The following is a 22199-nucleotide window of genomic DNA, read 5'->3' as shown; positions in this document are numbered from 1 at the left end:
TATCGCTGTGCTTTTTTATGAAACTAATTCTCTTTAGCTCTTGATTCCAAATCTTTAAGCACATTGCCAGAAAAAAGCTACTATTTCTTGATGCTGTGAGCACTGGACAATATAGCCTGCTCCTCCATCACCCCACATATATGGAATATTATCATCTGACTCAAGGTGAAATACAAATTGATTCATTGGATGCTTACAAATTGGACAATCTGGATATTCAGGATATTGTACCCAATCAGCCCAACCGGCTAATTTATCGCCTTTTTGATGAAGTTCTTCCATTAAAATTTCATCTAAAAAATCTTTTTCATCTTCATCTAGCCTAATTTCCAAGTCATCAATTTCTAACCAATTAGGATAGTCATTTACTTCTTTCCATCCAATAATTAATTTAGGTTCAAACAAATTTCCTATTTCTGGAGTTTCAAAAAATACAGGAGAATTTTTTGGTTTGACAATTCTCACAAGTTGACATCTAGAAAATGGAGACCAGCCTTTACAATCACTTACACAATCTTGTTCGCAAGCTAAAATTTTTACCTTTCCAATATCCCCTTCCCAATCAACATGTACGCCAATTCTTCCTTTGATTGGCATATCATGAGGTAAGTTCATCATTAGAGTTTCGCATTCTTCAACTGTTCTTCCAAATAATCCAGTATCATGCTCTACTATAATTTGATTTGTGCAGTAGAAGAATTGAAGTATTCCACTGCCAAATTTAGTGTTTAAGTTTTGCGGAAGCTCATCTAGATTAAGTTGTAAAAATAACTGCATCGGCTTGCCACAGTTTGGACAAATAGGCCATTCTTCATCGGCATTTAGCCAAGGTTTACCACCAAACTTTGATGCAGTTAAACCTCCATCGCCTTCTCCAACAATTGGTTTCCAAGTTAAACGCTTAACGCTGGTAAGTTTATTTTTTAGTTGTTCTAATTTACTCAAATTTTGCCCCTTCATTTGAACAATCAAATAAATGTAAACCCAAGCGTTGGGAAAGTTCTTCACACACTTTTACCCCGCGCACGCTATTACCACGCGCATCCAGTGGTGGCGAAAAAACTCCAATGCCCATCTTATTGGGTACAACGGCGATAATGCCGCCACAAATTCCGCTTTTCGCCGGAATACCAATTTTGTAAGCCCACTCACCTGCAAAGTTGTACATGCCACAGGTGTACATCACACTCAAAATATCTTTGATGTAAGGCTTATCTACTGCCCGTTCTTTGGTGATGGGGTTAACACCTCTATTGGCCAGAGTCGCCGCCATCACTGCTAAGTCTTGGCAATTCACCAGCACAGCGCACTGCTGAAAATAAAGATCCAGTGCTTCTTCAATGTTGGGGTCTATCATCCCAAAGTTGAGCATTAAGTGTGCCATTGCGCGGTTGCGATGTCCGGTACTGCGTTCTGAGGTAAAAACTGATATGTCAACGAACACATCGCGGCCAATATATCGCCGGAACATCTCCAGCATCCGATTGAGGCGTTCGGTGGGGCCAGATCCTTTGATTAAGCTAGTAGTGGCGATCGCTCCGGCGTTTACCATTGGGTTATAAGGTCGCTTCGATTGCTCATCCAAAATAATCGCGTTGAATGCATCCCCCGTCGGTTCGACGCCAACTCTCGTCAGAATGTAATCCCGCCCATGATCTTCTAAGGCAAGTCCATAAGCAAATACTTTGGAAATCGACTGAATGGTAAAGAACTGCTCCCAGTCCCCAACTTTGTGAACCTGACCATCTACGGTGGCAATACAAATACTAAACAAGTCCGGGTTTACCTTTGCCAGTTCCGGGATGTACTTTGCTAATGAACCCTCACCCAATGACTTGTACTGGGAATGCAGGTCGTTGAGAACAGTTAATAATGATGACGAGTCTATTTCTAAATCTCCTTGATTTACTTGGTTTGCTACGAGGCTGATAGCATTTTACGAAATACTTGCTACACACATAACAATTCGAGCTGATTCCGTGAAAAAATAACGTATACCTTAAGGAAGAGGCAATTAATCTTTCCCTACTGCCCATTGCCTATTCCCTATTCTCGATCCCTACTTAGACCTAAACATTTCAATTGTGATTTTTGTTACTGACTAAAAATTATTTAGAAGCGATCGCCAAGATTTTCTAATTTTTTTATGATTAAACGCAAAAAAGGTTCGCTTGCGTATTATCCTTTTTTTTATACACAGTAATACTGCTCTAGCAAGTTATATAAATTACTAAGTTTAGCCTAGTTAGGAATAATACAAGTCATGGTTAAATTAGTTAGAAAAAACTTCAAAAAAAAGATAGTAAATTGCAAGTGATTTGCACAATCGTTTTATATGTAACTCGTATGGCAGACTATTTGTAGCAAAATCTAAAGATTTATTTAAATAATGAATTTTGAGTATTTATGCCGATGCCTTTTAATTAAAGTTATATGATCTGCCTAAAGCAGACCGTAAAAATAAATGTTATATAGAATACACAGGTTGCTCTGAGCCTTAGAAACCTATGTGAACAAGGTGTTATGAGTTTGGCTCCCAAAAAACGTAAAGTTTTGTTAAGAAAAATTTGACTTGCAGAAAAAAACGTTACATAGGCGAAATCCGCATTTGGGCAAGGTTTCGCGGCGAAAATAGCAATTTGATTTGGGTAAAGTTGTCAAGAATTACGGTAAAACCCTGATCCCCAAGCCAAAAGGTTCATGCTAGTCTGTTGCAGTTACAAATAAAAAGTGAAAGCGGAACGAGTTCGAGTTTTTAGGAAGGGAATTCACGTATTTATTAGTGAAAATCCCAGGAATTTATAAGACTTAAGTTCTCTTAAGTTCTACAGTCGCTTTAAAATTGGACGCATGAATCAAAGACATTTCTGGACTATTGTTGCTCTGTCTCTGACTGTTTTGGGAATACCCTCAGTCGGTTGTACTCAAACCACTACGGGAAATGCGCTAGCTTCCCCAAAATTGCCTGCTTCTGAAGTGGTGAAAGTGGGAGAGTACAAATCAGGAGCAGGGGAACAAACCTCGGATGCTGTGATTACACAAATTCATCCTTACAACATTGGAGGACGTAAGGCGGCAACCCTTTATATCAAAAATATTCCCGTTCTCACATTTTTGAGTTCTGTATCAGATACGAGTATTGAGACTAAAAAAGTCGGTGCAATAAATCAAACAGAGGGCGTACAATCATACGCCCTTATTGCTAGCAACTCAGCTTCCTCGGCGAGTATTAGAAATGTCGACGGAGCAAATAATCAGATTAATTCTGTTGACAATGACCCGGTTGAGATAGCTGGTGTGATAGCAGCTAAAATCAACCAGTTGAACCGGGAAAATTTAGACGCGAGTCAAATTACCGTCAGTTGGAAAGCAGCAGGCGAATCTAAAGTTACCAATCAAGCCCAAAGCAAAAGCCTCCCTGTGGAAGGAGAATCTGGCGATCGCTATACAATCAAAGTTAACGGCGAAGAATTGGTAGAAATCAATCAAGGTACGCGACTAGCACAGACCACCAACAATCTGGCGCAAGATGCATTGCAAGCAACCAATCGCTTGCGGAGACTACTAGGCAATGCATCACCCTTAGCCGAGATTGCGAATATGCCAGTGCGTCAACCAGTATCAATGCCCAAGCTGCCGCAGGAGATTGCCGTCGGCGGAGTCCGAGTTAGCTTCAAAGGCGTAGCTTCTTTTTATGGCTATGACGGTTCCGGCAATCGTACTGCCAGTGGTCAAAGGTTCAATCCAGAAGGAATGACCGCTGCCCATCGTAGCTTACCCTTTGGGACACAAGTCCGTGTAACCAACACCCGCAATGGTCGTTCTGTCGTAGTGCGGATTAATGACCGAGGACCATTTATTCGGGGTAGAATCATTGACGTGTCAGTTGGCGCAGCCCGAGTTTTAGGAATGATGGGTAGTGGTGTTGCACCAGTGCATGTTGAAGTTTTGGGAAGATAAAGGCAATAGGCAATAGGCAATAGGGACTGGAAAAAAAGTTTTTCTATGCCCAATGCCCAATGCCCATACTTAATTCCTCTAGTTCAACCATCTCCTCTATTTCAGATATAAACTAACGGGGGAGGGATGAGAGAACTAGGGGTATTTTTGTGCGCCTGTTGACAACAGTTGCGGCTTTACGCTGCTATTTAACTAAACGCTGCTTGGAAAACAAGCTGATTGCAGTTTCAGAAAATCTGGCACTAGATGAGATGAGTGGCTGGCATCAGACGGCAGTCGGTCTGGTGCCGACAATGGGGAATTTACATCAAGGTCATTTAAGCTTGATTCAACGGGCGCGGCAAGAAAATTCTACGGTGATTGTCAGTATTTTCGTCAATCCCTTGCAATTTGGTCCTAATGAGGATTATGAACGTTATCCGCGCACTTTAAAGCAAGACCAACAGCTTTGCGAACAATTTGGGGTAGATGCAATTTTTGCGCCGACTCCGGAAGAGATGACAGTACCCCAGAAAAGTATACAAGAATCAATGGTTACACAAGTTATCCCCCCATCTGGTATGATAACAGGCTTGTGTGGTCGTTCTCGGCTGGGTCACTTTCAGGGTGTCGCAACGATTGTGACCAAGCTTTTCAACTTGGTACAGCCAGACCGAGCCTATTTCGGTCAAAAGGATGGTCAGCAACTGGCAATTATTAAGCGGCTAGTAGCTGATTTAAATTTGCCAGTGGAAATTGTTGCTTGTCCAACAGTACGGGAAGCATCGGGTCTTGCCTTGAGTTCTCGTAATCATTATTTGACTGCAACAGAAAAAGAGCAAGCAGCGGTGCTGTATCGCGGGTTGCAAGCAGCTGAAGCTGGGTTTCGGGCAGGTGTTCGCGATCGCAGCAAGTTGATAGCAATAGTACAGCAAGAACTGACAATGGTCAGCACGCTTTTAGTGGAATATATTGAATTGGTTGAACCGACTACGTTGATGTCTTTAGATAAAGTTCAGGAGGAAGGAATGCTGGCGATCGCAGCTCGTCTGGGTTCTACACGTTTGATTGACAATATCATTTTGCGCGCTCGTCAACCCATCATTGCCATTGATGGCCCAGCGGGCGCTGGAAAATCTACAGTGGCGCGTCAAGTGGCAGCAATCCTAAATTTAGTCTATCTGGATTCAGGAGCAATGTACCGCGCTGTGACTTGGTTGGTACTACAAAAGGGTATTGCCATTGATGATGAGTGTGCGATCGCCGAATTAGCTAGCCAGTGTCAAATTGAACTTACTCCCACCCAGGATTTACAATTTCCCGTGCGGGTTTGGATTAACGGTATCGATGTTACCCAGGCAATTCGCACGGTTGAGGTCACATCCCAAGTATCGGCGATCGCTGCACAAAGCGCTGTACGTCAAGCACTGGTTAAACAACAGCAAACCTGGGGTAAAAAAGGCGGTTTAGTAGCTGAAGGTAGGGACATTGGCACTCATGTCTTTCCCGATGCCGAAGTTAAAATTTTCTTAACCGCTTCTGTAAGTGAACGCGCACGTCGCCGCCAGCAAGATTTTCAAAAACTCGGTCAACCCGAAGTAAGTTTAGAGCAGCTCGAACGCGACATTGCCCAACGTGACTGGAAAGATAGTACGCGTAAAATTTCTCCTTTGCAAAAAGCGGCGGATGCGATCGAAGTTCAAACTGATGGTCTGGACGTATCTGAAGTCACAGCACAAATTGTTAACTACTACCAGCAACGTTTATCTGAGTGGTAGTGACCGAACAGGACAAGGAGACAAGGGGACAACATTTAATAAATCCCTGCCGTTCTTACCCAATACTTTTGGGTTAAAGGGAAAGGTGAAAGGGAAAAGGTTTAAATTCACCCTTTACCCCTTTCCCTTTACCCTTTTCCCAAAGAACCATACAAATCAAAATATTAGATAATCTTATTATTGGCTCTCTTGATTGAAATTAAGCCAAGCATTTCAGATACTAGTTTATTTGAAGTATTAGCTCATCCAGCTTTAGACTGATTATTCACATAACAATTAATCTTACTAAAGGTAGAAGTTTCAAAGCTTTAATTGCTAAATCCTAATTACTTAATACCAATCCTAAATTATTCGCGAACAAAAAAATCCGCTACTTCTTAGAGAAGTTGGGAATATAACCCTTGTGATTTAATGTCTTTCAAATCAGATTGCAAGATCGGCCTCTAGCTATGAAATATTAGCCATTTTTATTTATAGCCATTATTCCCTAGCGATTTGACTTATTTTATTTATTAGAGAAAGACTTTGTTTTTCTCTGCACTTTGGTAGTAGAATGACGATGTTAAGTTTTATGTTTCATCATAAAAGACATAAAACTACCAAAAATAAAAGCTGCTAATTTTCTAAGCTTCTGCAATAGCTTAAAACTGGAAACCGCTAAAGAGAGGATTTCACACAATGGCATTTGTACAGCCCCCCCTACCCTTCGATATTAATGCTCTAGAGCCATATGGCATGAAAGCTGAAACTTTCGAGTACCATTATGGCAAGCATCACAAAGCCTATGTAGATAACCTCAACAAGCTGACTGAAGGTACGGAACTTGCTGATAAGTCTCTGGAAGAGGTGATCAAAATTTCCTTCAAAGACTCTTCTAAGACAGGAATCTTTAACAACGCTGCCCAAGTTTGGAACCACACCTTCTTTTGGAATTCCTTGAAACCAGCAGGTGGCGGCACACCCACCGGTGACCTCGCAGCCAAGATTGACAAAGATTTCGGTAGCTTCGACAAATTCAAGGAAGAGTTCTCTAACGCAGCTGCAACTCAATTCGGCAGTGGATGGTCTTGGCTGATTGATGATGGTGGTACCCTGAAGGTGATTAAGACACCAAATGCAGAGAACCCTCTAGCTCATGGTCAGAAGGCACTCTTAACCTTGGATGTTTGGGAACACGCCTACTACATCGACTACAAAAATGCCCGTCCGGCGTTCATCAAGAATTTCCTAGATAAGTTAGTTAACTGGGACTTTGCTGCTGAAAACTTTGCTAAAGCTTAATCAACAACCAGTTTTCAACTGGCTTTGACAGTGGCTTTTTACAATTATCAATAAATTACCAGCCAGCAGTCACGATCCTGTATCGTGGCTGTTTTTGATTTGCTGGGTATAGCACAATAGCGTTCAGTTAAGTAAATTTATCTGTTAAGGCAGGCAGGGGAAGCAGAGGAGGCAGGGGGAGAAAAAAGCCTAACTGAACGGGTATAGCACTCCTAAGAAAATGCAGTTTTCTTTCGCCCTTCCCGCAAGTGCGCCTCCGTTGGAGACTCACGTTAAATTAAGATTCAGATATTATGTCTGCATAAATTAGCACTCTCGTATAGTGTGTTACCTTCATAACGCACTATACGAGAGTGCTTTTATTGCCTTACGGCGTTGAAGAATGCACCCTAATAAACGGAAACTTAGGATTTTATTTAATTTAGATTCCTAAATTGATGTTGGTAATTAAAGGCCTAAGTAATTTTGGACAATCTGCAATATCCGCTCTGCTGCATGACCATCTCCAAAAGGATTAATAGCATTTGCCATTGTTTCATAGGCGGCTTGGTCACTGAGTAACTCGCTAGCAGCTGCAAAAATATTTTCACTCTCAGTTCCCACAAGTTTGGCCGTACCAGCTGTCACAGCCTCTGGTCTTTCTGTGGTGTCTCTCAAAACTAGTACTGGTTTTCCCAAGCTGGGGGCTTCTTCCTGCAATCCACCAGAGTCAGTAAGTAAAAGATGCGATCGCCGAATTGCTCCTACCAATTCACCATAATCGAGAGGTTCTGTCAAGAAAATTCTCTTATGATTTCCTAAAAGTTTTTGTAATGGTACTCTTACTGTTGGATTGCGGTGTAATGGTAACAGCAAGGCTGTATCGGGAAACTTATCTAAGATTTGTAAAAACCCAGCAGCGATCGCTTCTAGTGGTTCTCCCCAATTCTCCCGACGATGGACTGTTGCTAACAAAACGCGATATGAATCCCAATCTAAATCTGGTACATTACAGCTAACTTCGGTTGCAGCGACATTCAACAAAGCATCAATTACAGTATTACCAGTCAAGTGAATTTCACCTAAAACACCAGAACGTTGCAAATTTTCTACAGCCCAAGGAGTTGGTGCAAAGTGCAACTGAGTAATTTGAGAAATTAACCGTCGATTAGCTTCTTCTGGATAAGGATTAAATATATCATCAGTTCTCAACCCTGCTTCTACGTGACCAACAGGAATTTTTTGATAAAAAGCTGCTAAAGCTGCGGCAAAAGCTGTAGTAGTATCTCCCTGTACCACTACTAAATCGGGTTTTTTTTGCTGGAATAATGCTTCTAATCCTTGTAAACTGCGACAAGTAATATCATTTAAAGATTGCTGAGCTTGCATAATTTCCAAGTCATAATCTGCCTTGATATTAAACAGTTCCATGACTTGCTCAACCATTTCACGATGTTGTCCAGTTAAAATTACTTGGGACTCAAAATCTGAACACTTTTGGAAGACTTGAATCACCGGAGCTAGTTTAATCGCTTCCGGACGAGTACCCAAAATAATGCAAACTTGCTTTCGATTAGTCATTTGTCGGTTGTAATTGATCAAAAGCTATGGTCAACGGTCTACGCTCAATAGTCAATAGTTAACTACGAATCATCACAGAAACCATAAATATCAAAGGATGAATCATACAAAATATCAAAAAACCCGGCTTAACCAGGCATATGCAATAGACCTCTTGCAAAAATAGTTTTGCAGAATGTCTAATAAATAGATTTTGATCTCAGCGTCAAATCATATAAAACATGAAAAAACCCGGCTTAACCGGGCAGACGCACTGTTTGTCGAATTTAATTGTAATGACTAGATTTTAATCTCACAAGTTAAAGGGCAAGCAGCGTAAACAGTAGTTTGCGTTTGGTCTGCCTCTCCATGCAGCCAGCTTAACCATTTAACATCGCTTGGATGAACTCCTTTAACAGTTAGTACACCCGCAGCAAATACAACTGCCATAACATTGAACATGACTAAAGCGCCTGCAACTAGCAAAACAGCACTAACAGGCATTACAGATTGTAAAATAATCGACAACAGACATCCGACCGTAGCCATCAAAACAACTAGTGGAAAACCAACAACCAGCAAGCATACTGCTAATGTGAAAGTCCATATTAAAAAGCTTTTAATCATCATCAAGGAGTAGGTCTTTCCTAGATTAGAGCTCTGAGCCGAAACCATGACTTTTCCTCCCAAAAATACACAGCAAGTTTTAATTTTCAGCTTTTTTTCGCTTTTTGCGAATAAACTGAATGTTTTAGTGAAGTTCAGTATATAAAACCTAATTAGTAAAATGAGCATTTTTTTACTAAACTTTACAGTTAATTTTTTGTAATTATGAATGTAAACTCAAGTTGCTTTTTACTCAAAAAGCTTGCTTACTACATCTGTCTTCAGGCATAGAAGCTAAAAGGCATAAGCTTTCAAGCTTGATCCCCAGGGTGTCATTCCGACTCAACTTAACATTTCTTATAATAATTGCTACTTCTTCTCATAATTTAGAGATTCGCTCAATTCATGAACTGCTAATGTTTGTGTTGTTAACTGCTAGCAATTAAACTCCATAGTTGCGATAAATTTCTCATTTAATAGAATTAGAATGTTTACTTTAAATTTATTAGTAATATATAATACTAATTACTTTAGAATAGTTACTGAGGTAGCGTATGGAGTTGCATGTGTTAAACCAGGTTATAGAGGCTAAATAGTTTTTATAAAACTTCTGAGTAGTAAAATTGCCGAAAAAAAAGATACAAGTCGAGGTGGATGAAGTCTATTGACCGTAGTTTTAGAATTTCAATCGCCTTGCATTACCGTTAGGGCTTGCACCCCAGCGACTTTCAGAATTCATCAGAGAAAGTGACTTGACTTGTTGCTAATTCAACTTCTTAACTGCCAAATGTGAAGATATATGACAGAATCACAGTCTCCATTAAATTCTAATTCTCCTACCGGACGTAACCTGCCACCAGCGCCACCAGCGCCACCACCGCCACCACCAGGACTGAGTACGCAGCGTCAGATGACACAAACATTGGATATGAGTGCCAACTCTCCTGTTGTTAACTCTGCGCCTGTTGCAGGTCATCGTCCGGGTACACCACCGCCAATACCTAGTTCAGCTCGCCCTAAAAGTAGCCCTCCGGGAATGACTTTAGCGCAGCTCATCAGGGAAGCTTACGATCAAGGATATTCCGATATTCACCTGGGTGTGGGTGAAATACCCCGTTTCCGCAACCGAGGAGAAATTCAATCAACAGATTATCCAGAAACGGATAAAGAGACTTTGATGAGTTGGTTGAAAGAGGTGATGACGGAGGCAGAAATTCAACGCTTTGAAGAACACTTAGAATTTGACGGAGCAACTCAGTACGAATTTGCTCGTGTGCGGATAAACGTTTTTGGCTCCCTTAAAGGGCCTGCAATGGTGTTGCGGCTGATTCCCTTGAAAATCTTAACTATGGAGCAGTTGAGATTACCTCCAGTTTTTCGGGATATTTGTCATCATCACAAAGGCTTAATTTTGGTAACTGGGCCCACTGGTTCCGGTAAGTCTACAACAATGGCAGCGATGATTGACTACATCAATAAAGAGATGGCTAAGCATATCATCACCATTGAAGACCCAATAGAATTTGTTCACCAAAGCCGGAAGTCCTTAGTCAAGCAGCGGGAAGTAGGAATGCACACCCGGAAATTTGACAACGCTTTGAAAGCAGCCTTACGGGAAGACCCAGATTTGATTCTAGTGGGGGAAATGCGGGATAAAGAAACAGTCAACACCGCCCTTAAAGCTGCTCAGACTGGTCACTTGGTAATGGGAACGTTGCACACCAATAGCGCTGTCAAAACCATTGAGCGGATACTCAACCTCTACTCTGGTGAAGAACAGGATGCAATGCGCGTGGCAATTTCTGAGTCTTTAGTGGCCGTCATTGCCCAAGGTTTGTGCCGTACAACAGACGGAAAACGGGCTGCTTTCCACGATATCTTGATTAACACCGAGGCAATCAAGGAATGGATCAAAGATGGTAAGTATGATGAAATTACCGAATTGATGAAACAAGCCAGCTTTGACGGCATGGTCACAATGAATCAGTCCTTGCTGAATCTTTATCAAGACGGTCGCATTACTGAAGAAACTGCCTTAGAGATGTCACCAACTCCTAACGAAATGGCACAATTTCTCCGAGGTCGGGTTTAGGAATGGGGAGTGGGGAGATGGAAAGGCAAGGGGGCAGGGAGCAGAGAGCAGAGGGGAAAGAAGTAATTTTCATTTTCTCCCTTGCCCCCTTCAAGAACTGCCCCTCTGCCTCTTGCCCATGCCCAAATATCTTTGTGTTCCTGGTTGCGGTTATCGCTAAGGTAAAAGGTAAAAGAGAAAGTTTTTTAGTTTTTACTTTTTTAGTTCCTTAGCCTCCTGTGAATAACTTGACGACAAACAAACTATCTACACCCCAGTTGTTCAAAGGCATTGCGCTATTTACACCTGGAGGAGATTTAATTTACTGCATCGACCCTAGCAAGCAAGGTCGATGGCATTTGCATTTGTGTTCTGCTTTGCAGGAAATTTTAGATTTACCAGAGCCACCGCACTTTTTAGTGCCTTGTTATACTGCGACTATTGACCACTGGTTAGATCCGCGTACTCAAAAAGTACGAACTTTTGCTGAGGCTTATCCGGCTGTAACGAAATATCAACCTTTGCTGAATGCCATTTTTGGTACAGAGGAGTTAGTATGGCAAGCAGCTCCCTGGCAGGAAGGATTGTGCGATCGCATGGTGATAACAACTTATCGTTCCTCATTCCCGCAGCTTTGGGAAGATCATGATTTAATTGTACGCTTAGATCTTTCTGAACCTGTGCCAAAATACCACCAACCAGTGATAGCACAAAAAGAGCAATTAACAACACAAGGCTATGTCCTGCGCTTGTTTGTTGCAGGGCATAGCGGAACTACCGAACGCATCCTTCAGAATCTACACGAATTGTTAGAGCGATCGCTCGGACACCCTTATACTTTAAAAGTGATTGATGTTTTAACTCATCCAGAACAAGCAGAAATTAATCAGGTCTCTGCTACTCCTACTCTTGTTAAAGTTTGGCCTCACCCAATTCGCCGAATTGTTGGAGACTTGGATCGTGTAGAAAAAATTGTACAGATGTTAGCTACTAAGGAAAAATTTTAAGTTTTATTAACACTGTTAACGTCCGACATGGGAGTACTCAGTTAGGAGTTATCACTATCTCCTCTGCTCCCTCATCCCCATTCCCTGTGTTTTTTGAAAGTGAGCAGCTTCATAATTAGGCTAAATTTTTTGCTGAGTGCGCGGATGGGTAGGTGTTTATAAGTGGGTGACTATAAAAATGGCTCAATTGCTCTCTATGTAAGAAATTGACGCCAGTTGCATCTTGAAAGCATCCGCGCGCCTTATTGGGTCTACCTTTCAGCGATTTGCATCTAGTAAAATTACAACTTCTTGTGTTATGATTACCGCATCCGCGAAACAGAACCTTGAAAACGAAATATCACAGTGCTTTCAGGCGACAGCTATTGCAATTAATCAAAATCCCTATTAGGGATTGAAACATTTGCCGCGTCTGATGAGGATAAGAGAAATATTATTGCAATTAATCAAAATCCCTATTAGGGATTGAAACCTACATAGGCTCTAGTGTAGATATTGCTAGACGGTGGATTGCAATTAATCAAAATCCCTATTAGGGATTGAAACGAATACCATTAAATAATACACTTAAGCAGTTATTAGCATTGCAATTAATCAAAATCCCTATTAGGGATTGAAACAAATGTATGAAGGATAAGAACAAAGAATTAGAATTAGATTGCAATTAATCAAAATCCCTATTAGGGATTGAAACACGATGGTATCTCTTCTAAAATTCCACAAACTGATTGCAATTAATCAAAATCCCTATTAGGGATTGAAACATCTACCGTGATCGTCCCTACTCCAAGAACAAATTGCAATTAATCAAAATCCCTATTAGGGATTGAAACTCGAAGAACAAGTTACGGGTCTTATCACACCTATCATTCCAATTAATCAAACGTCAGTTCGATAAACCTCTCCCCAACCCCTCTCCGACACGGAGAGGGGCAGAAATATTTTTCGTTGACAACGAGAAAATGATGGTTTCAAAGCCTCTCTCCCTGTGGGGGAGAGGTTTGGAGAGGGGTTTTTTAGATTCGTCGAATTCACGTTAATCAAAATCCCTACTTCTAGAAAGAAATTCAAAAATCAAAGCAAATTACTATTGTTTAAAATCTAAAAATTTTCATAACGAATTCGGCTGCCATTTTGCCAAACTTCTACTCTTTCAGGAGTGACTAAATAAGAAAAACTACCATTATCCGCTTGATATTTGTCTTTACCAACATTCAAAGCAGGTATTTTTATAGGCTGATTTGGGTTTTGTTTCATTTGGCCAATATAAAATAACTGACCATTTTCTTGGCAGACTTTGACACGAATTTTTGCAGTCTCACCTCCAATAATCGTAACTCCATTGCATTCAGTATTACTATTTAAAGGTGCAGAACTTATTGTAATTGGCTGTGAAGGCGAAACTTGGTTTGCTACTGGAAGTGGCGGGACTGGGCGGTTAGAGTTACTGACTTGCTGAACTTTAGAACCAGAAGTAACATTTGCGGTTGAGGATGCAAATAAACGAAGCGGATCGACTGCTATTCGACCTTGTGGATGAACTTCAAAATGGAGATGAGGTGCTGTACTATTGCCTGTAGATCCCATCTCGGCAATAATTTGACCTTGAATAATTTGTTGACCTTTGTTCACCAATAAACGGCGATTGTGACCATAAACAGTAACGCTGCCATCAAGATGTTTAATAGTTATGGCATTGCCTAATCCCCAATTATCCCAACCTGCTTTAATAACTGTACCAGATGCAGCAGCAACAATAGGATTCCCGGATGGTCCAGCGATATCGATTCCTTCATGTTGATATTTACGAAAGCCTTGAGAAATAAAGCCTTGAGTCGGCCAGATAAAATTAGAAGCAGGAATGGCATTTTCTTGAGTTGGAGAATTGCCTACTGATTGTGTTAGAGCAGATGTAGTTATACTTAATGTCGCGGTTAAGGATATTAACCCAATTAGTCCATAGGTACTGAATCGATAAATAATAAGTTTTTTCATAAATTGTAAGTCTATTAGGAGTCAGGAGTTAGGAGACGCGATTAATTGCATCTGTACAAGAGACGCGATTAATCGCGTCTGTACAAGAGTTAGGAGTTAAGAGTTATTCTTCTTGTTCCTTTGTCCTCTTCTATCCCTCATCTTCCCCACTCTCGACTGGGTATTTTCTCTAATCGCAAACAAAAAACTCGCGATCGCACTCTTCAGACATTAAGTTAATCTGAAAAATGCGATCGCGAGTCACAAAAAGTATTTATTTAGGGGGTTGAAGAATTGCTAGTGGCCACTGCCTCGTTTAAAACTAACTCTGGCTGTGGTGTTTCCTCTTCTTCTTCTGGCAAGCCGTAAATTGATCTGTACAATTTTACGTACTGCTTGGCAGATTGATACCAGCTAAAGTCTTCACTCATACCCCGTTTTTGTAGTTCTTCCCATTGGGGTTTGAAACGGAAGCCTTCCCAAGCCCGAATCATACAGGTGAAAAGGTCTAGGGGTTCGTAGCGGTCAAAGCAGTAACCGGTGCCTGCTGCATTTTCGGGGTCGTGGTGTGTTACAGTGTCAACTAATCCACCTGTACGGCGGACAATGGGCACGGAACCATAACGCAAAGCCATCATTTGGCTAATACCGCAAGGTTCAAAACGGCTAGGCATTAAGAAGGCGTCGGTGCCGGCGTAGATGCGGCGGGACAAGGCATCGTTATACAGTAAGTAAGTTGCCATGCGTCCGGGAAAGCGTGATGCTAATTGCCACATCTGAGTTTCATAGTAGCGATCGCCTGTCCCTAGTAGCACAAACTGTGCATCTGTATAGGAAAGAAAGCGATCGAGAATTTGCAATATTAAATCAATGCCTTTTTGTTCTACTAATCGCGTGACAATTCCAATTAAAAAAGCTTTAGAGTTGACTTCTAACCCTACTTCTTCTTGCAAAGCAATTTTGTTAGCCTTTCGTTTATCTAGGGTATCAGCAGTAAATGTTTGGGCAATGTATTTGTCAATTTCTGGATTGTAAACTTCAACATCAATCCCATTAATAATCCCAGATAATTTACCGCTAATAAAAGACAACAAACCTTCTAATGTTTCACCATAAGTAGGTGTCTTGATTTGCTCTGCATAAGTGGGCGAAACTGTGTTTACTTTATTGGCATATTGCACCGCTGCTGCCATTGTGTTGTGTCCTTGCATATACCAAGGACACCAAGTAATTTTTTCTAAATACCAACGCCACGGCCCTTGATAAGCTAAGTTATGAATAGTAAAGACAGTGGTGATATCAGGATCTTGATGCATCCATACAGGAATCATTCCCGTATGCCAATCGTGGCAGTGCATAATGTCTGGTTTCCAGTAATTCCAGGCAAACTCCGCTGCACCGTTGGCAAACAAGGTGAACCGCCAATCTTCATCTTCTCCTGAGTAAATGCGGCGGGGGTTAAAGGCGGGATGTCCGAATAGGTACAAGGGAACATCAGTACCAGGCAAAACGGCTTCGTAGACTGCAAAGTGCTGGAACATGGCATCTCCCCACCAAATAGGTTCTTTGGGAATCTCCATTTTGTCTGGTAAGAAGCCGTAGTAAGGCATGAATATCCGCACATCATGCCCCATTGCTCTGAGGAATTTGGGTAATGCGCCAACAACGTCGCCCATTCCTCCTACTTTCGCAACGGGAGCTGCCTCTGCTGCAACAAATAAAATCCGCATGGTAAGTTTTCTTTCCCCGGTTCTGCCTACACAGTTATCAGCTGTCAGTTTTAACTGTTTACTGGCTACTGATTACTGTTCATTGATTACTTACTTATCTAATCACATCCGCTTGTGCAATTCCTTAGGAACCCCGCTGAATCACGGCAAAAATTTCTTCTAAAATTTCTTGCGCTCCTTTTTCCCGCAACAGATGTGCTAGTTGCGTGCCTACTGCTTCGGCTTTGTTGGCTTCTCCAGTGACGCTATCTTTTACCAACTTTTGACCATCGATACTGGCGACTATGCCTGTTAAAGTCAATTGTTGGCCGGATATTTCTGTATTTACACCGATAGGTACTTGACAACCGCCCTCTAAATCGCGTAAAAAGGCTCGTTCGGCGAGACAGCGATCGCGTGTTTGGGGATGTTCGATCGCTTTGAGTAGAGATATTAATTCACTATCATCTGTACGGCATTCGATCCCCAAAGCGCCTTGTCCAACGGCGTGGAGAGAGATTTCTTGGGGTAAAATTTGATGAATGCGATCGCTCATTTCCAACCGCCCTAACCCTGCTGCTGCCAAAATCAAGGCATCATATTCACCTGCATCCAGTTTTGCCAACCGTGTAATCAAGTTTCCCCGGACATCTTTAAAAGTAAAGTGGGGGAATTGATGGCGTAACTGTGCTAACCGCCGTAGAGAAGATGTGCCGATAACTGCACCTTCTGGCAAAGTATCGATTTGTTTATCTTTGTGCTTTTCATGCACCACTAGCGCATCAGCGGGGTTTTCCCGTTCGGTAATTGCTGCCAGTGTTAAGCCTTCGGGTAAGTTAGTCGGCAGATCCTTGAGAGAATGAACGGCAAAGTCAATCTCGCCATTGAGCATTCCCAACTCAAGTTCTTTAGTAAAAAGTCCTTTATCACCAATTTTGGCTAATGCTACATCCAAGATTTTGTCGCCTTGGGTAGACATGGTGTGAACTTCAAAAGTGATATCAGGAAAGCAATTCTTTAGTTGCTCTTGTACCCAGTAGGTTTGAACTAGAGCAAGTTGGCTTTTGCGTGAACCGATACGAATTGTGCGCGGAGGACTAGAAACAACTGAAGTCATAAAACAATATATCAAACCAGGGATAAATTCACTCTCATCTAGACTACCGTAGTGAGTGACTTGTACGAATTTTGGATTTTAGATTTGGGATTTTAGATTACAATTCTTTACTTTGTGAACTAGGTCAAGTTTGGCTGAGGCGACACTGGACAGTAGCTGCTTTGTAGTAAATGTAACATAGTTGTGGGATTTAGCGAGTGGCGATCGTTGATAAACTAGATGCAGGAATTTCGCCGCCGCAGAAATTATGAGTTTTGCCAAATCTGCATACCTAACCCTAGAGGAATTTCTGAAGTTACCAGAAACTAAGCCTGCAAGTATTTATAAAGTGATAAATTGACTGTTGTCGATGGTGTTGATTTAGAGTTGCAAGTGGAACAGGTATTTAGCTAGTTAAAGATGAAAGTGGAGTAATAATTTAGAATCCAGAAGATTTTTCTACCCAAATTTCATACAGGAGATTTTAAGTAAAATCAAGTTCAGTTAAAAACAAAAGTAGGTTGGATTGAAGAACAAGAAGACCAACCTACATAAATTTTAGTTTTTAGTCTTAACTGAATAGAAATTAATCTTTGATCGTCAACGCATACATCAGAGATTGAAAGCTCATTCAACCATATTAAATTTCGGGTTTAAGATATTCCTGTAATTGTTGGGTACGCTCTTTTGTGGTGTTTTCCAGGCAACCAAAGTAAATCGTAGGTGCAATACTTCCACCCTCATATTCGCTTCTCTCAAACTCACAAGTAGTATCTCTAAATTTAAGCCATGCTTGCTGGGCAGCAATTAATTTTTGTTTTCTAGTTCTGTCTAACTTAGGCAGTAGTCGTTGATAAGCTGCGTTCAACTTTTTATCAGCATTCTGATAGGACAACCTACTGCATTGATTAATTTCTGTTTGAGTTTGAGCATTATTGCAGTTTAGCTTTTGAGCTAAATGCATTTTTGGTAAATCCGGTGTTGTGCTGGCTGTTGTCAGGCTGGGAGTGTATGAAGTGGTGAAAGCTAGTAGATTTACTATTAAAGGAAATAAATAATACATGTATTTTACCTGGTGCGTAATAATTTTGGTAATTTTAGCTATTTTTCAATCGGTCAAACATCCAACACCACTAAGGCATGAACACATCAAGGTTGCACAAAAGCCTTTTAAATCTCTAAATCTGATAATTGAGAGTTATGGTTGGTTTGTATACTGGGGAAGTTTTCCACTCGACTTTATCCTACCAAAATACATAAATCAGTTACTAAGTCAAGAATCTTAATTTTAGCCAAGTATAGTCACAGCCACAGGTAGAAAGATGGCGATCGCCCGGAAAATTACGTAAACAAACATACAAATGTTACGTGGGTTTTAGGGGATCGCAAGTACACAAAAGCGGTCGCTTGTGCATATACTTCTTGTATAAGTCAGCAAGAGAGACAAAATTTTCCTTTGCCCTTTGCCTACAAATGTGCAAAAATTACTTTTGCAAGAGATATTGAGCAACTATAATTGACAAATCCCAATGAAAAAACCTCATTCTCCCCTCTTTACTGCCCACTCTCTAATCTTAAGACATGCGTCATTTACTTGTTTAAATTGAAGTCTAAGTTATTGAAAGTCCAGAAAATTAAAAAGCTTAGTTTTTGAATATCAATATCCATTTTATGGTATTGGATGCCAACTAACGCTGAGATAAAACCTGAAACTTAAAATTTATCCTTGAAAATTGAAAGATTATAAACAAATAAAATACAAACTTTTTTTAGAAGTATAATATTTTGTTTTCCTAGACCATAGGTCTGACAATCAATCCTAATTTTAACAGAGAACAGTATCGGCTAGATTTTCAGGGTTTCATCTCTCTAATCGGGGCAAGAAATCTATTCTGTGCTGGCTGAAGAAAGGGATTTCAAGCTCACTTTATCAAGGAACCGCGACCAGGAAAAATTATGACCTCTTTAGATCCTAATTTTTTTGACATTCCAACCAAAAGCCTAATCATCATCGATCCAGCTGTTGATAAGTATAAAAACCAAAATGACAACAATTTGGAAATCACCTTAGAAGACATAGCAAATACAGAAGCAGTAGCGATCGCTACCAAAGCACACAAGCTACCGAAAATTCCGCCTAAAGAACTTTTAGCGCCTCCTGGTGATTTCAATCCTACCCTACTGCTATTTTTGGCAGCTGTGGGAACATTGGTCTTATCTAATTTTGGTTACTGGCTTTGGCAATGGCCTGACTGGCTGTGCTTTTGCATTAATACTATTGCTTTGCATTGTGCTGGGACAGTAATTCATGATGCATGTCATCAATCAGCCCATCGCGATCGCATAATTAATGCCATGCTAGGGCATGGTAGCGCTTTGATGCTAGGGTTTGTATTCCCAGTGTTTACGCGGGTGCATTTGCAGCATCATGCTCATGTAAACCATCCCAAAGATGACCCAGATCATTATGTTTCTACAGGCGGGCCACTGTGGCTAATTGCATTTCGGTTTTTGTACCACGAAGTGTTTTTCTTTCAGCGAAGATTGTGGCGTAAATATGAACTATTGGAATGGTTTATCAGTCGTTTAATTGTTGTTGGAATTTTTTATATAGGAATTCAAAATCATTTTTTAATGTATCTTCTGAATTTTTGGGTTGTACCTTCTGGGATCGTAGGGTTAATACTGGGCTTCTTTTTTGACTATTTGCCCCATCGTCCTTTTAGAGAACGCGATCGCTGGAAAAATGCTCGTGTATATCCTAGCCCAATTCTTAATATCCTGATTTTGGGACAAAATTACCATTTAGTTCATCATTTATGGACTTGTATTCCTTGGTACAAATATCAGTCCACATACTATTTGATGAAGCCTTTATTAGATGAAAAAGGCTGTTATCAAACTTCAGGGTTACTGCAAAAAAAAGACTTTTTCGAGTTTATTTACGATATTTTTGTAGGAATTCGCTTTCACCATCAAACAACGAACAATAAAGATGAATCACAAACTCGTAAATAATACTAATCTAAAAAACGAATGACTATTAACGTCGAGGCATTTGCACCGCATATATCCTACACCGATTTGATGGAAATGGCAGAGCGATCGCAGCCTGATGCCCGCAGTCTTCTATTTCTGCCTCATCTTTCCGGAGAACGATCGCGAATAACGGTTTCTGATTAGATGTTGCCTTAAATACCATCGCCCTCGGTTGTTGCCGGATTGGATAAATGAAATAAGATTTGCTCCAATTGAGTGAGTCAAAGGATTGATTAGCGATCGCCAGACCGAATCAGGTATCAATCCTGATTTACTTCTGAATTCACAAATTTTACTGTAATCTTTATTCCGGTTTACCGAACTCAACAAGTAGAGCAAACCGTAATCTTTTTTATGTCTAACTTGGTGCGGTAATCCTCATTTACTAGGTAATAATAACCGAATTTACACCATTTGAAACTCGACATAATATCAAAAGTAAGCACACAGACAAGTGCAAAAACAAATAAACAAAAGCTAATTAATGCGAGGAAGAGGTTATGGCAGTAGTTCGTTGGAATCCTTGGAGAGAAATTGATACTCTACAACGTCAAATTAACGACTTGTTTGAAGAGACTATAGCACCATCTAACTCATTTGAAAAAAACTTAGTTAGAGTTCCGGCTGCTGAATTACAAGAAACTGAAGATGCTATTCATCTCAGGCTAGAACTACCGGGAATGTCAGCTAAAGACTTGGATATTCAGGTCACAGAAGATGCTGTTCACATTAGCGGTGAACGTAAATCTGAAATTAAAGCTGAACAAAAAGGTACTGTTAAGAGCGAATTTTACTATGGTCAATTTCAACGTGTAATTCCTTTATCTGCTAGAGTTCAAAATACCAAAGTGACTGCTGAATACAAAGATGGCATTTTGAACCTAACACTCCCTAAAGCCGAGAAAGAAAGGAACAAAGTTGTCAAAATTAATCTAGAACAACCCACCGCTTAATTAGTTGTGACTAAATTACTCTACCTCCTTTGATTGATTGAAATAGTTAAAAACCCGGCCATGAAAATGGCCGGGTTTTTTATAATAATTGCCAATTATTCGATAAGATCGCCAACTTTCAAAGTTTGTCCTGCTACAGTTACTTGGTCGGTTGATACTAATTGCCGTCCTCGCCGCGTTTCAATCGTGCCATTGACTTTAACGTTACCATCAAGAATCATCAGTTTGGCTTGGCCTCCAGTTGGCGCTATACCCACTAACTTTAAAAACTGGTCGAGTTTAATCATGTTGCTATTTTTTATTACATCAAAATATCGTCAGATAATCATGTTGGCGATCGCAGTTTTTCTACCCTTTTCCTTGTTCGGTGAAGAATAACTACTTTAGGGAATGGGTACTAGGTATTTGGATATTAGGTATAAAAAATTTTTCCCAGTCCCCAGTCCCCAGTCCCCAGTCCCCAGTCCCTATTCCGTTATTTATTTTGTTTCTCCCCTAATTCTCCCCTTTCTATTTTTAGAGTACTAAAACCTACTAAAACTAATAACTCTTTATTTCAATTCAGGATTACCCTATGAAATTCTCTATCTTGATAGATTCTTTACTAGTTGTTGCTTCAATTACTCTTATGCCTGGAATTAGTACCGCACAAACAGCTGCTACTAACAGCAATGAAGCAATAGTCAGTAACTTGAACAAATTACCCAGTAATTATAGTAGCATTAGCCACGTTGAACCTTTCGATCTGGTTGCTTATGCTTACCAAGGGGGTCTTTTGCAACATGGTATTCCGAGCGGTGGAACGCTAGTATTTAAAACTCTAAGTAGCAATATTCTTGCAAAAGATTTGGTCGTAGCTGCCGTGAATGCAAAGAAATTACAACCAGAACTGTTGGATGACCAAAACTATCTCAATGCTGTGAGTTCTGAACTGATAGCATTGCCTGATTATGCTGCTGCTGATTGATCATGGTAATAGTGTGGCAAGTTTAAAATAGTGCATTAAGTGTAGTAGCGCGGCAAACTTAATTTATTGGGTTGATTAATCACATAACAGTTTCATTTTGGATTTTCTAGGTTGTTTAAACCCAACGTTGGGTTGAGCAACGCCAAACCCAACATTAACTAAGTGTAAAAATTCTTAAAAGAGCCAATTCATATAGTACTTTTATACTAAAATAAGTGATTGCTTAGTACGATCGCCCGT

The 22199-nt window shown here is 40.5% G+C and carries 18 protein-coding genes and 1 CRISPR repeat array; of the genes, 9 read left to right on the top strand and 9 right to left on the bottom strand.

The genetic code is table 11. The features are described 5' to 3' along the window. Nucleotides 1-54 precede the first annotated feature (54 nt). Complete coding sequence (locus ACM0OY_RS05045; protein ID WP_414567795.1) at nt 55-1008, bottom strand: DUF1963 domain-containing protein; 954 nt, start codon at nt 1006-1008, stop codon at nt 55-57. Then, a complete protein-coding gene (gene glsA / locus ACM0OY_RS05040) occupies nt 938-1930 on the bottom strand; it encodes a glutaminase A (protein WP_414567892.1) in 993 nt (330 codons plus the stop codon). Before glsA ends, ACM0OY_RS05045 begins: the two co-directional genes overlap by 71 nt. Before the next feature lie 920 nt (nt 1931-2850). On the opposite strand from glsA, the gene ACM0OY_RS05035 reads away from it, so the two are divergent. From ACM0OY_RS05035 to ACM0OY_RS05025, 3 genes are all read left to right on the top strand, one after another. After that, nucleotides 2851-3960, top strand: coding sequence for a septal ring lytic transglycosylase RlpA family protein (locus tag ACM0OY_RS05035; RefSeq protein WP_414567794.1), 1110 nt, complete (start codon nt 2851-2853; stop codon nt 3958-3960). A 149-nt stretch (nt 3961-4109) separates the two neighbouring features. After that, the gene (locus ACM0OY_RS05030) at nt 4110-5717 is read left to right on the top strand and encodes a bifunctional pantoate--beta-alanine ligase/(d)CMP kinase (RefSeq protein WP_414567793.1); all 1608 of its coding nucleotides are present in this window, start codon (nt 4110-4112) and stop codon (nt 5715-5717) included. A gap of 678 nt (nt 5718-6395) precedes the next feature. Then, nucleotides 6396-6998 (top strand): superoxide dismutase, encoded by a 603-nt coding sequence (locus ACM0OY_RS05025; protein ID WP_414567792.1) that lies wholly within the window; start codon nt 6396-6398, stop codon nt 6996-6998. 447 nt (nt 6999-7445) lie between these two features. Here the strand turns inward: ACM0OY_RS05025 and wecB are convergent, their stop codons facing one another. Continuing rightward, nucleotides 7446-8558: a non-hydrolyzing UDP-N-acetylglucosamine 2-epimerase gene (gene wecB / locus ACM0OY_RS05020; protein WP_414567791.1), complete on the bottom strand. Its 1113-nt coding sequence runs from the start codon at nt 8556-8558 to the stop codon at nt 7446-7448. A 279-nt stretch (nt 8559-8837) separates the two neighbouring features. Continuing rightward, on the bottom strand, nt 8838-9212 hold the full coding sequence (locus ACM0OY_RS05015; RefSeq protein ID WP_414567790.1) for a hypothetical protein: 375 nt from the start codon (nt 9210-9212) through the stop codon (nt 8838-8840). Between the two features lie 730 nt (nt 9213-9942). Between ACM0OY_RS05015 and ACM0OY_RS05010 the strand changes: the two genes are divergently transcribed. Next, complete coding sequence (locus ACM0OY_RS05010; protein ID WP_414567789.1) at nt 9943-11235, top strand: type IV pilus twitching motility protein PilT; 1293 nt, start codon at nt 9943-9945, stop codon at nt 11233-11235. A 218-nt stretch (nt 11236-11453) separates the two neighbouring features. Next, complete coding sequence (locus tag ACM0OY_RS05005; protein ID WP_414567788.1) at nt 11454-12221, top strand: circadian clock KaiB family protein; 768 nt, start codon at nt 11454-11456, stop codon at nt 12219-12221. 364 nt (nt 12222-12585) lie between these two features. Beyond that, a CRISPR array of direct repeats spans nt 12586-13054; the repeat unit is 37 nt; unit sequence ATTGCAATTAATCAAAATCCCTATTAGGGATTGAAAC. A 268-nt stretch (nt 13055-13322) separates the two neighbouring features. Here the strand turns inward: ACM0OY_RS05005 and ACM0OY_RS05000 are convergent. The 4 genes from ACM0OY_RS05000 to ACM0OY_RS04985 all read right to left on the bottom strand — a co-directional run bounded on the left by ACM0OY_RS05000 (nt 13323) and on the right by ACM0OY_RS04985 (nt 18063). Continuing rightward, nucleotides 13323-14216: a M23 family metallopeptidase gene (locus tag ACM0OY_RS05000; protein WP_414567787.1), complete on the bottom strand. Its 894-nt coding sequence runs from the start codon at nt 14214-14216 to the stop codon at nt 13323-13325. 257 nt (nt 14217-14473) lie between these two features. Beyond that, complete coding sequence (gene glgA, locus ACM0OY_RS04995; RefSeq protein ID WP_414567786.1) at nt 14474-15925, bottom strand: glycogen synthase GlgA; 1452 nt, start codon at nt 15923-15925, stop codon at nt 14474-14476. 124 nt (nt 15926-16049) lie between these two features. Next, entirely contained in the window at nt 16050-17021 is a 972-nt protein-coding gene (gene hemC / locus ACM0OY_RS04990; protein ID WP_414567785.1) for a hydroxymethylbilane synthase, read from the bottom strand. Between the two features lie 619 nt (nt 17022-17640). Further along, nucleotides 17641-18063: a lysozyme inhibitor LprI family protein gene (locus ACM0OY_RS04985; RefSeq protein WP_414567784.1), complete on the bottom strand. Its 423-nt coding sequence runs from the start codon at nt 18061-18063 to the stop codon at nt 17641-17643. An 893-nt stretch (nt 18064-18956) separates the two neighbouring features. On the opposite strand from ACM0OY_RS04985, the gene crtR reads away from it, so the two are divergent. From crtR to ACM0OY_RS04970, 3 genes are all read left to right on the top strand, one after another. Continuing rightward, complete coding sequence (gene crtR / locus ACM0OY_RS04980; protein ID WP_414567783.1) at nt 18957-20018, top strand: beta-carotene hydroxylase; 1062 nt, start codon at nt 18957-18959, stop codon at nt 20016-20018. An 18-nt stretch (nt 20019-20036) separates the two neighbouring features. Next, on the top strand, nt 20037-20183 hold the full coding sequence (locus ACM0OY_RS04975; RefSeq protein ID WP_414567782.1) for a hypothetical protein: 147 nt from the start codon (nt 20037-20039) through the stop codon (nt 20181-20183). 356 nt (nt 20184-20539) lie between these two features. After that, nucleotides 20540-20992: an Hsp20/alpha crystallin family protein gene (locus ACM0OY_RS04970; RefSeq protein WP_414567781.1), complete on the top strand. Its 453-nt coding sequence runs from the start codon at nt 20540-20542 to the stop codon at nt 20990-20992. Between the two features lie 95 nt (nt 20993-21087). On the opposite strand, the gene ACM0OY_RS04965 is transcribed toward ACM0OY_RS04970, so the two are convergent. Further along, the gene (locus ACM0OY_RS04965; protein ID WP_414567780.1) at nt 21088-21279 is read right to left on the bottom strand and encodes an RNA-binding S4 domain-containing protein; all 192 of its coding nucleotides are present in this window, start codon (nt 21277-21279) and stop codon (nt 21088-21090) included. Between the two features lie 287 nt (nt 21280-21566). Between ACM0OY_RS04965 and ACM0OY_RS04960 the strand changes: the two genes are divergently transcribed. Next, complete coding sequence (locus ACM0OY_RS04960) at nt 21567-21959, top strand: hypothetical protein (protein WP_414567779.1); 393 nt, start codon at nt 21567-21569, stop codon at nt 21957-21959. Nucleotides 21960-22199 lie beyond the last annotated feature (240 nt).

Source organism: Nostoc sp. CCY 9925 (genome assembly GCF_963920935.1).
In the GTDB taxonomy this organism is placed as follows: domain Bacteria; phylum Cyanobacteriota; class Cyanobacteriia; order Cyanobacteriales; family Nostocaceae; genus Nostoc.
This window is presented reverse-complemented; position numbering and strand designations above follow the sequence as displayed.

Bases quoted from the DNA above. Each gene is read 5' to 3' on its own strand.
- ACM0OY_RS05035 (WP_414567794.1), top strand. From the start codon at position 2,851: ATGAATCAAAGACATTTCTGGACTATTGTTGCTCTGTCTCTGACTGTT.
- ACM0OY_RS05025 (WP_414567792.1), top strand. From the start codon at position 6,396: ATGGCATTTGTACAGCCCCCCCTACCCTTCGATATTAATGCTCTAGAG.
- wecB (WP_414567791.1), bottom strand. From the start codon at position 8,558: ATGACTAATCGAAAGCAAGTTTGCATTATTTTGGGTACTCGTCCGGAA.
- ACM0OY_RS05015 (WP_414567790.1), bottom strand. From the start codon at position 9,212: ATGGTTTCGGCTCAGAGCTCTAATCTAGGAAAGACCTACTCCTTGATG.
- ACM0OY_RS05010 (WP_414567789.1), top strand. From the start codon at position 9,943: ATGACAGAATCACAGTCTCCATTAAATTCTAATTCTCCTACCGGACGT.
- ACM0OY_RS05000 (WP_414567787.1), bottom strand. From the start codon at position 14,216: ATGAAAAAACTTATTATTTATCGATTCAGTACCTATGGACTAATTGGG.
- glgA (WP_414567786.1), bottom strand. From the start codon at position 15,925: ATGCGGATTTTATTTGTTGCAGCAGAGGCAGCTCCCGTTGCGAAAGTA.
- hemC (WP_414567785.1), bottom strand. From the start codon at position 17,021: ATGACTTCAGTTGTTTCTAGTCCTCCGCGCACAATTCGTATCGGTTCA.
- ACM0OY_RS04985 (WP_414567784.1), bottom strand. From the start codon at position 18,063: ATGTATTATTTATTTCCTTTAATAGTAAATCTACTAGCTTTCACCACT.
- crtR (WP_414567783.1), top strand. From the start codon at position 18,957: ATGACCTCTTTAGATCCTAATTTTTTTGACATTCCAACCAAAAGCCTA.
- ACM0OY_RS04975 (WP_414567782.1), top strand. From the start codon at position 20,037: ATGACTATTAACGTCGAGGCATTTGCACCGCATATATCCTACACCGAT.
- ACM0OY_RS04970 (WP_414567781.1), top strand. From the start codon at position 20,540: ATGGCAGTAGTTCGTTGGAATCCTTGGAGAGAAATTGATACTCTACAA.
- ACM0OY_RS04965 (WP_414567780.1), bottom strand. From the start codon at position 21,279: ATGATTAAACTCGACCAGTTTTTAAAGTTAGTGGGTATAGCGCCAACT.
- ACM0OY_RS04960 (WP_414567779.1), top strand. From the start codon at position 21,567: ATGAAATTCTCTATCTTGATAGATTCTTTACTAGTTGTTGCTTCAATT.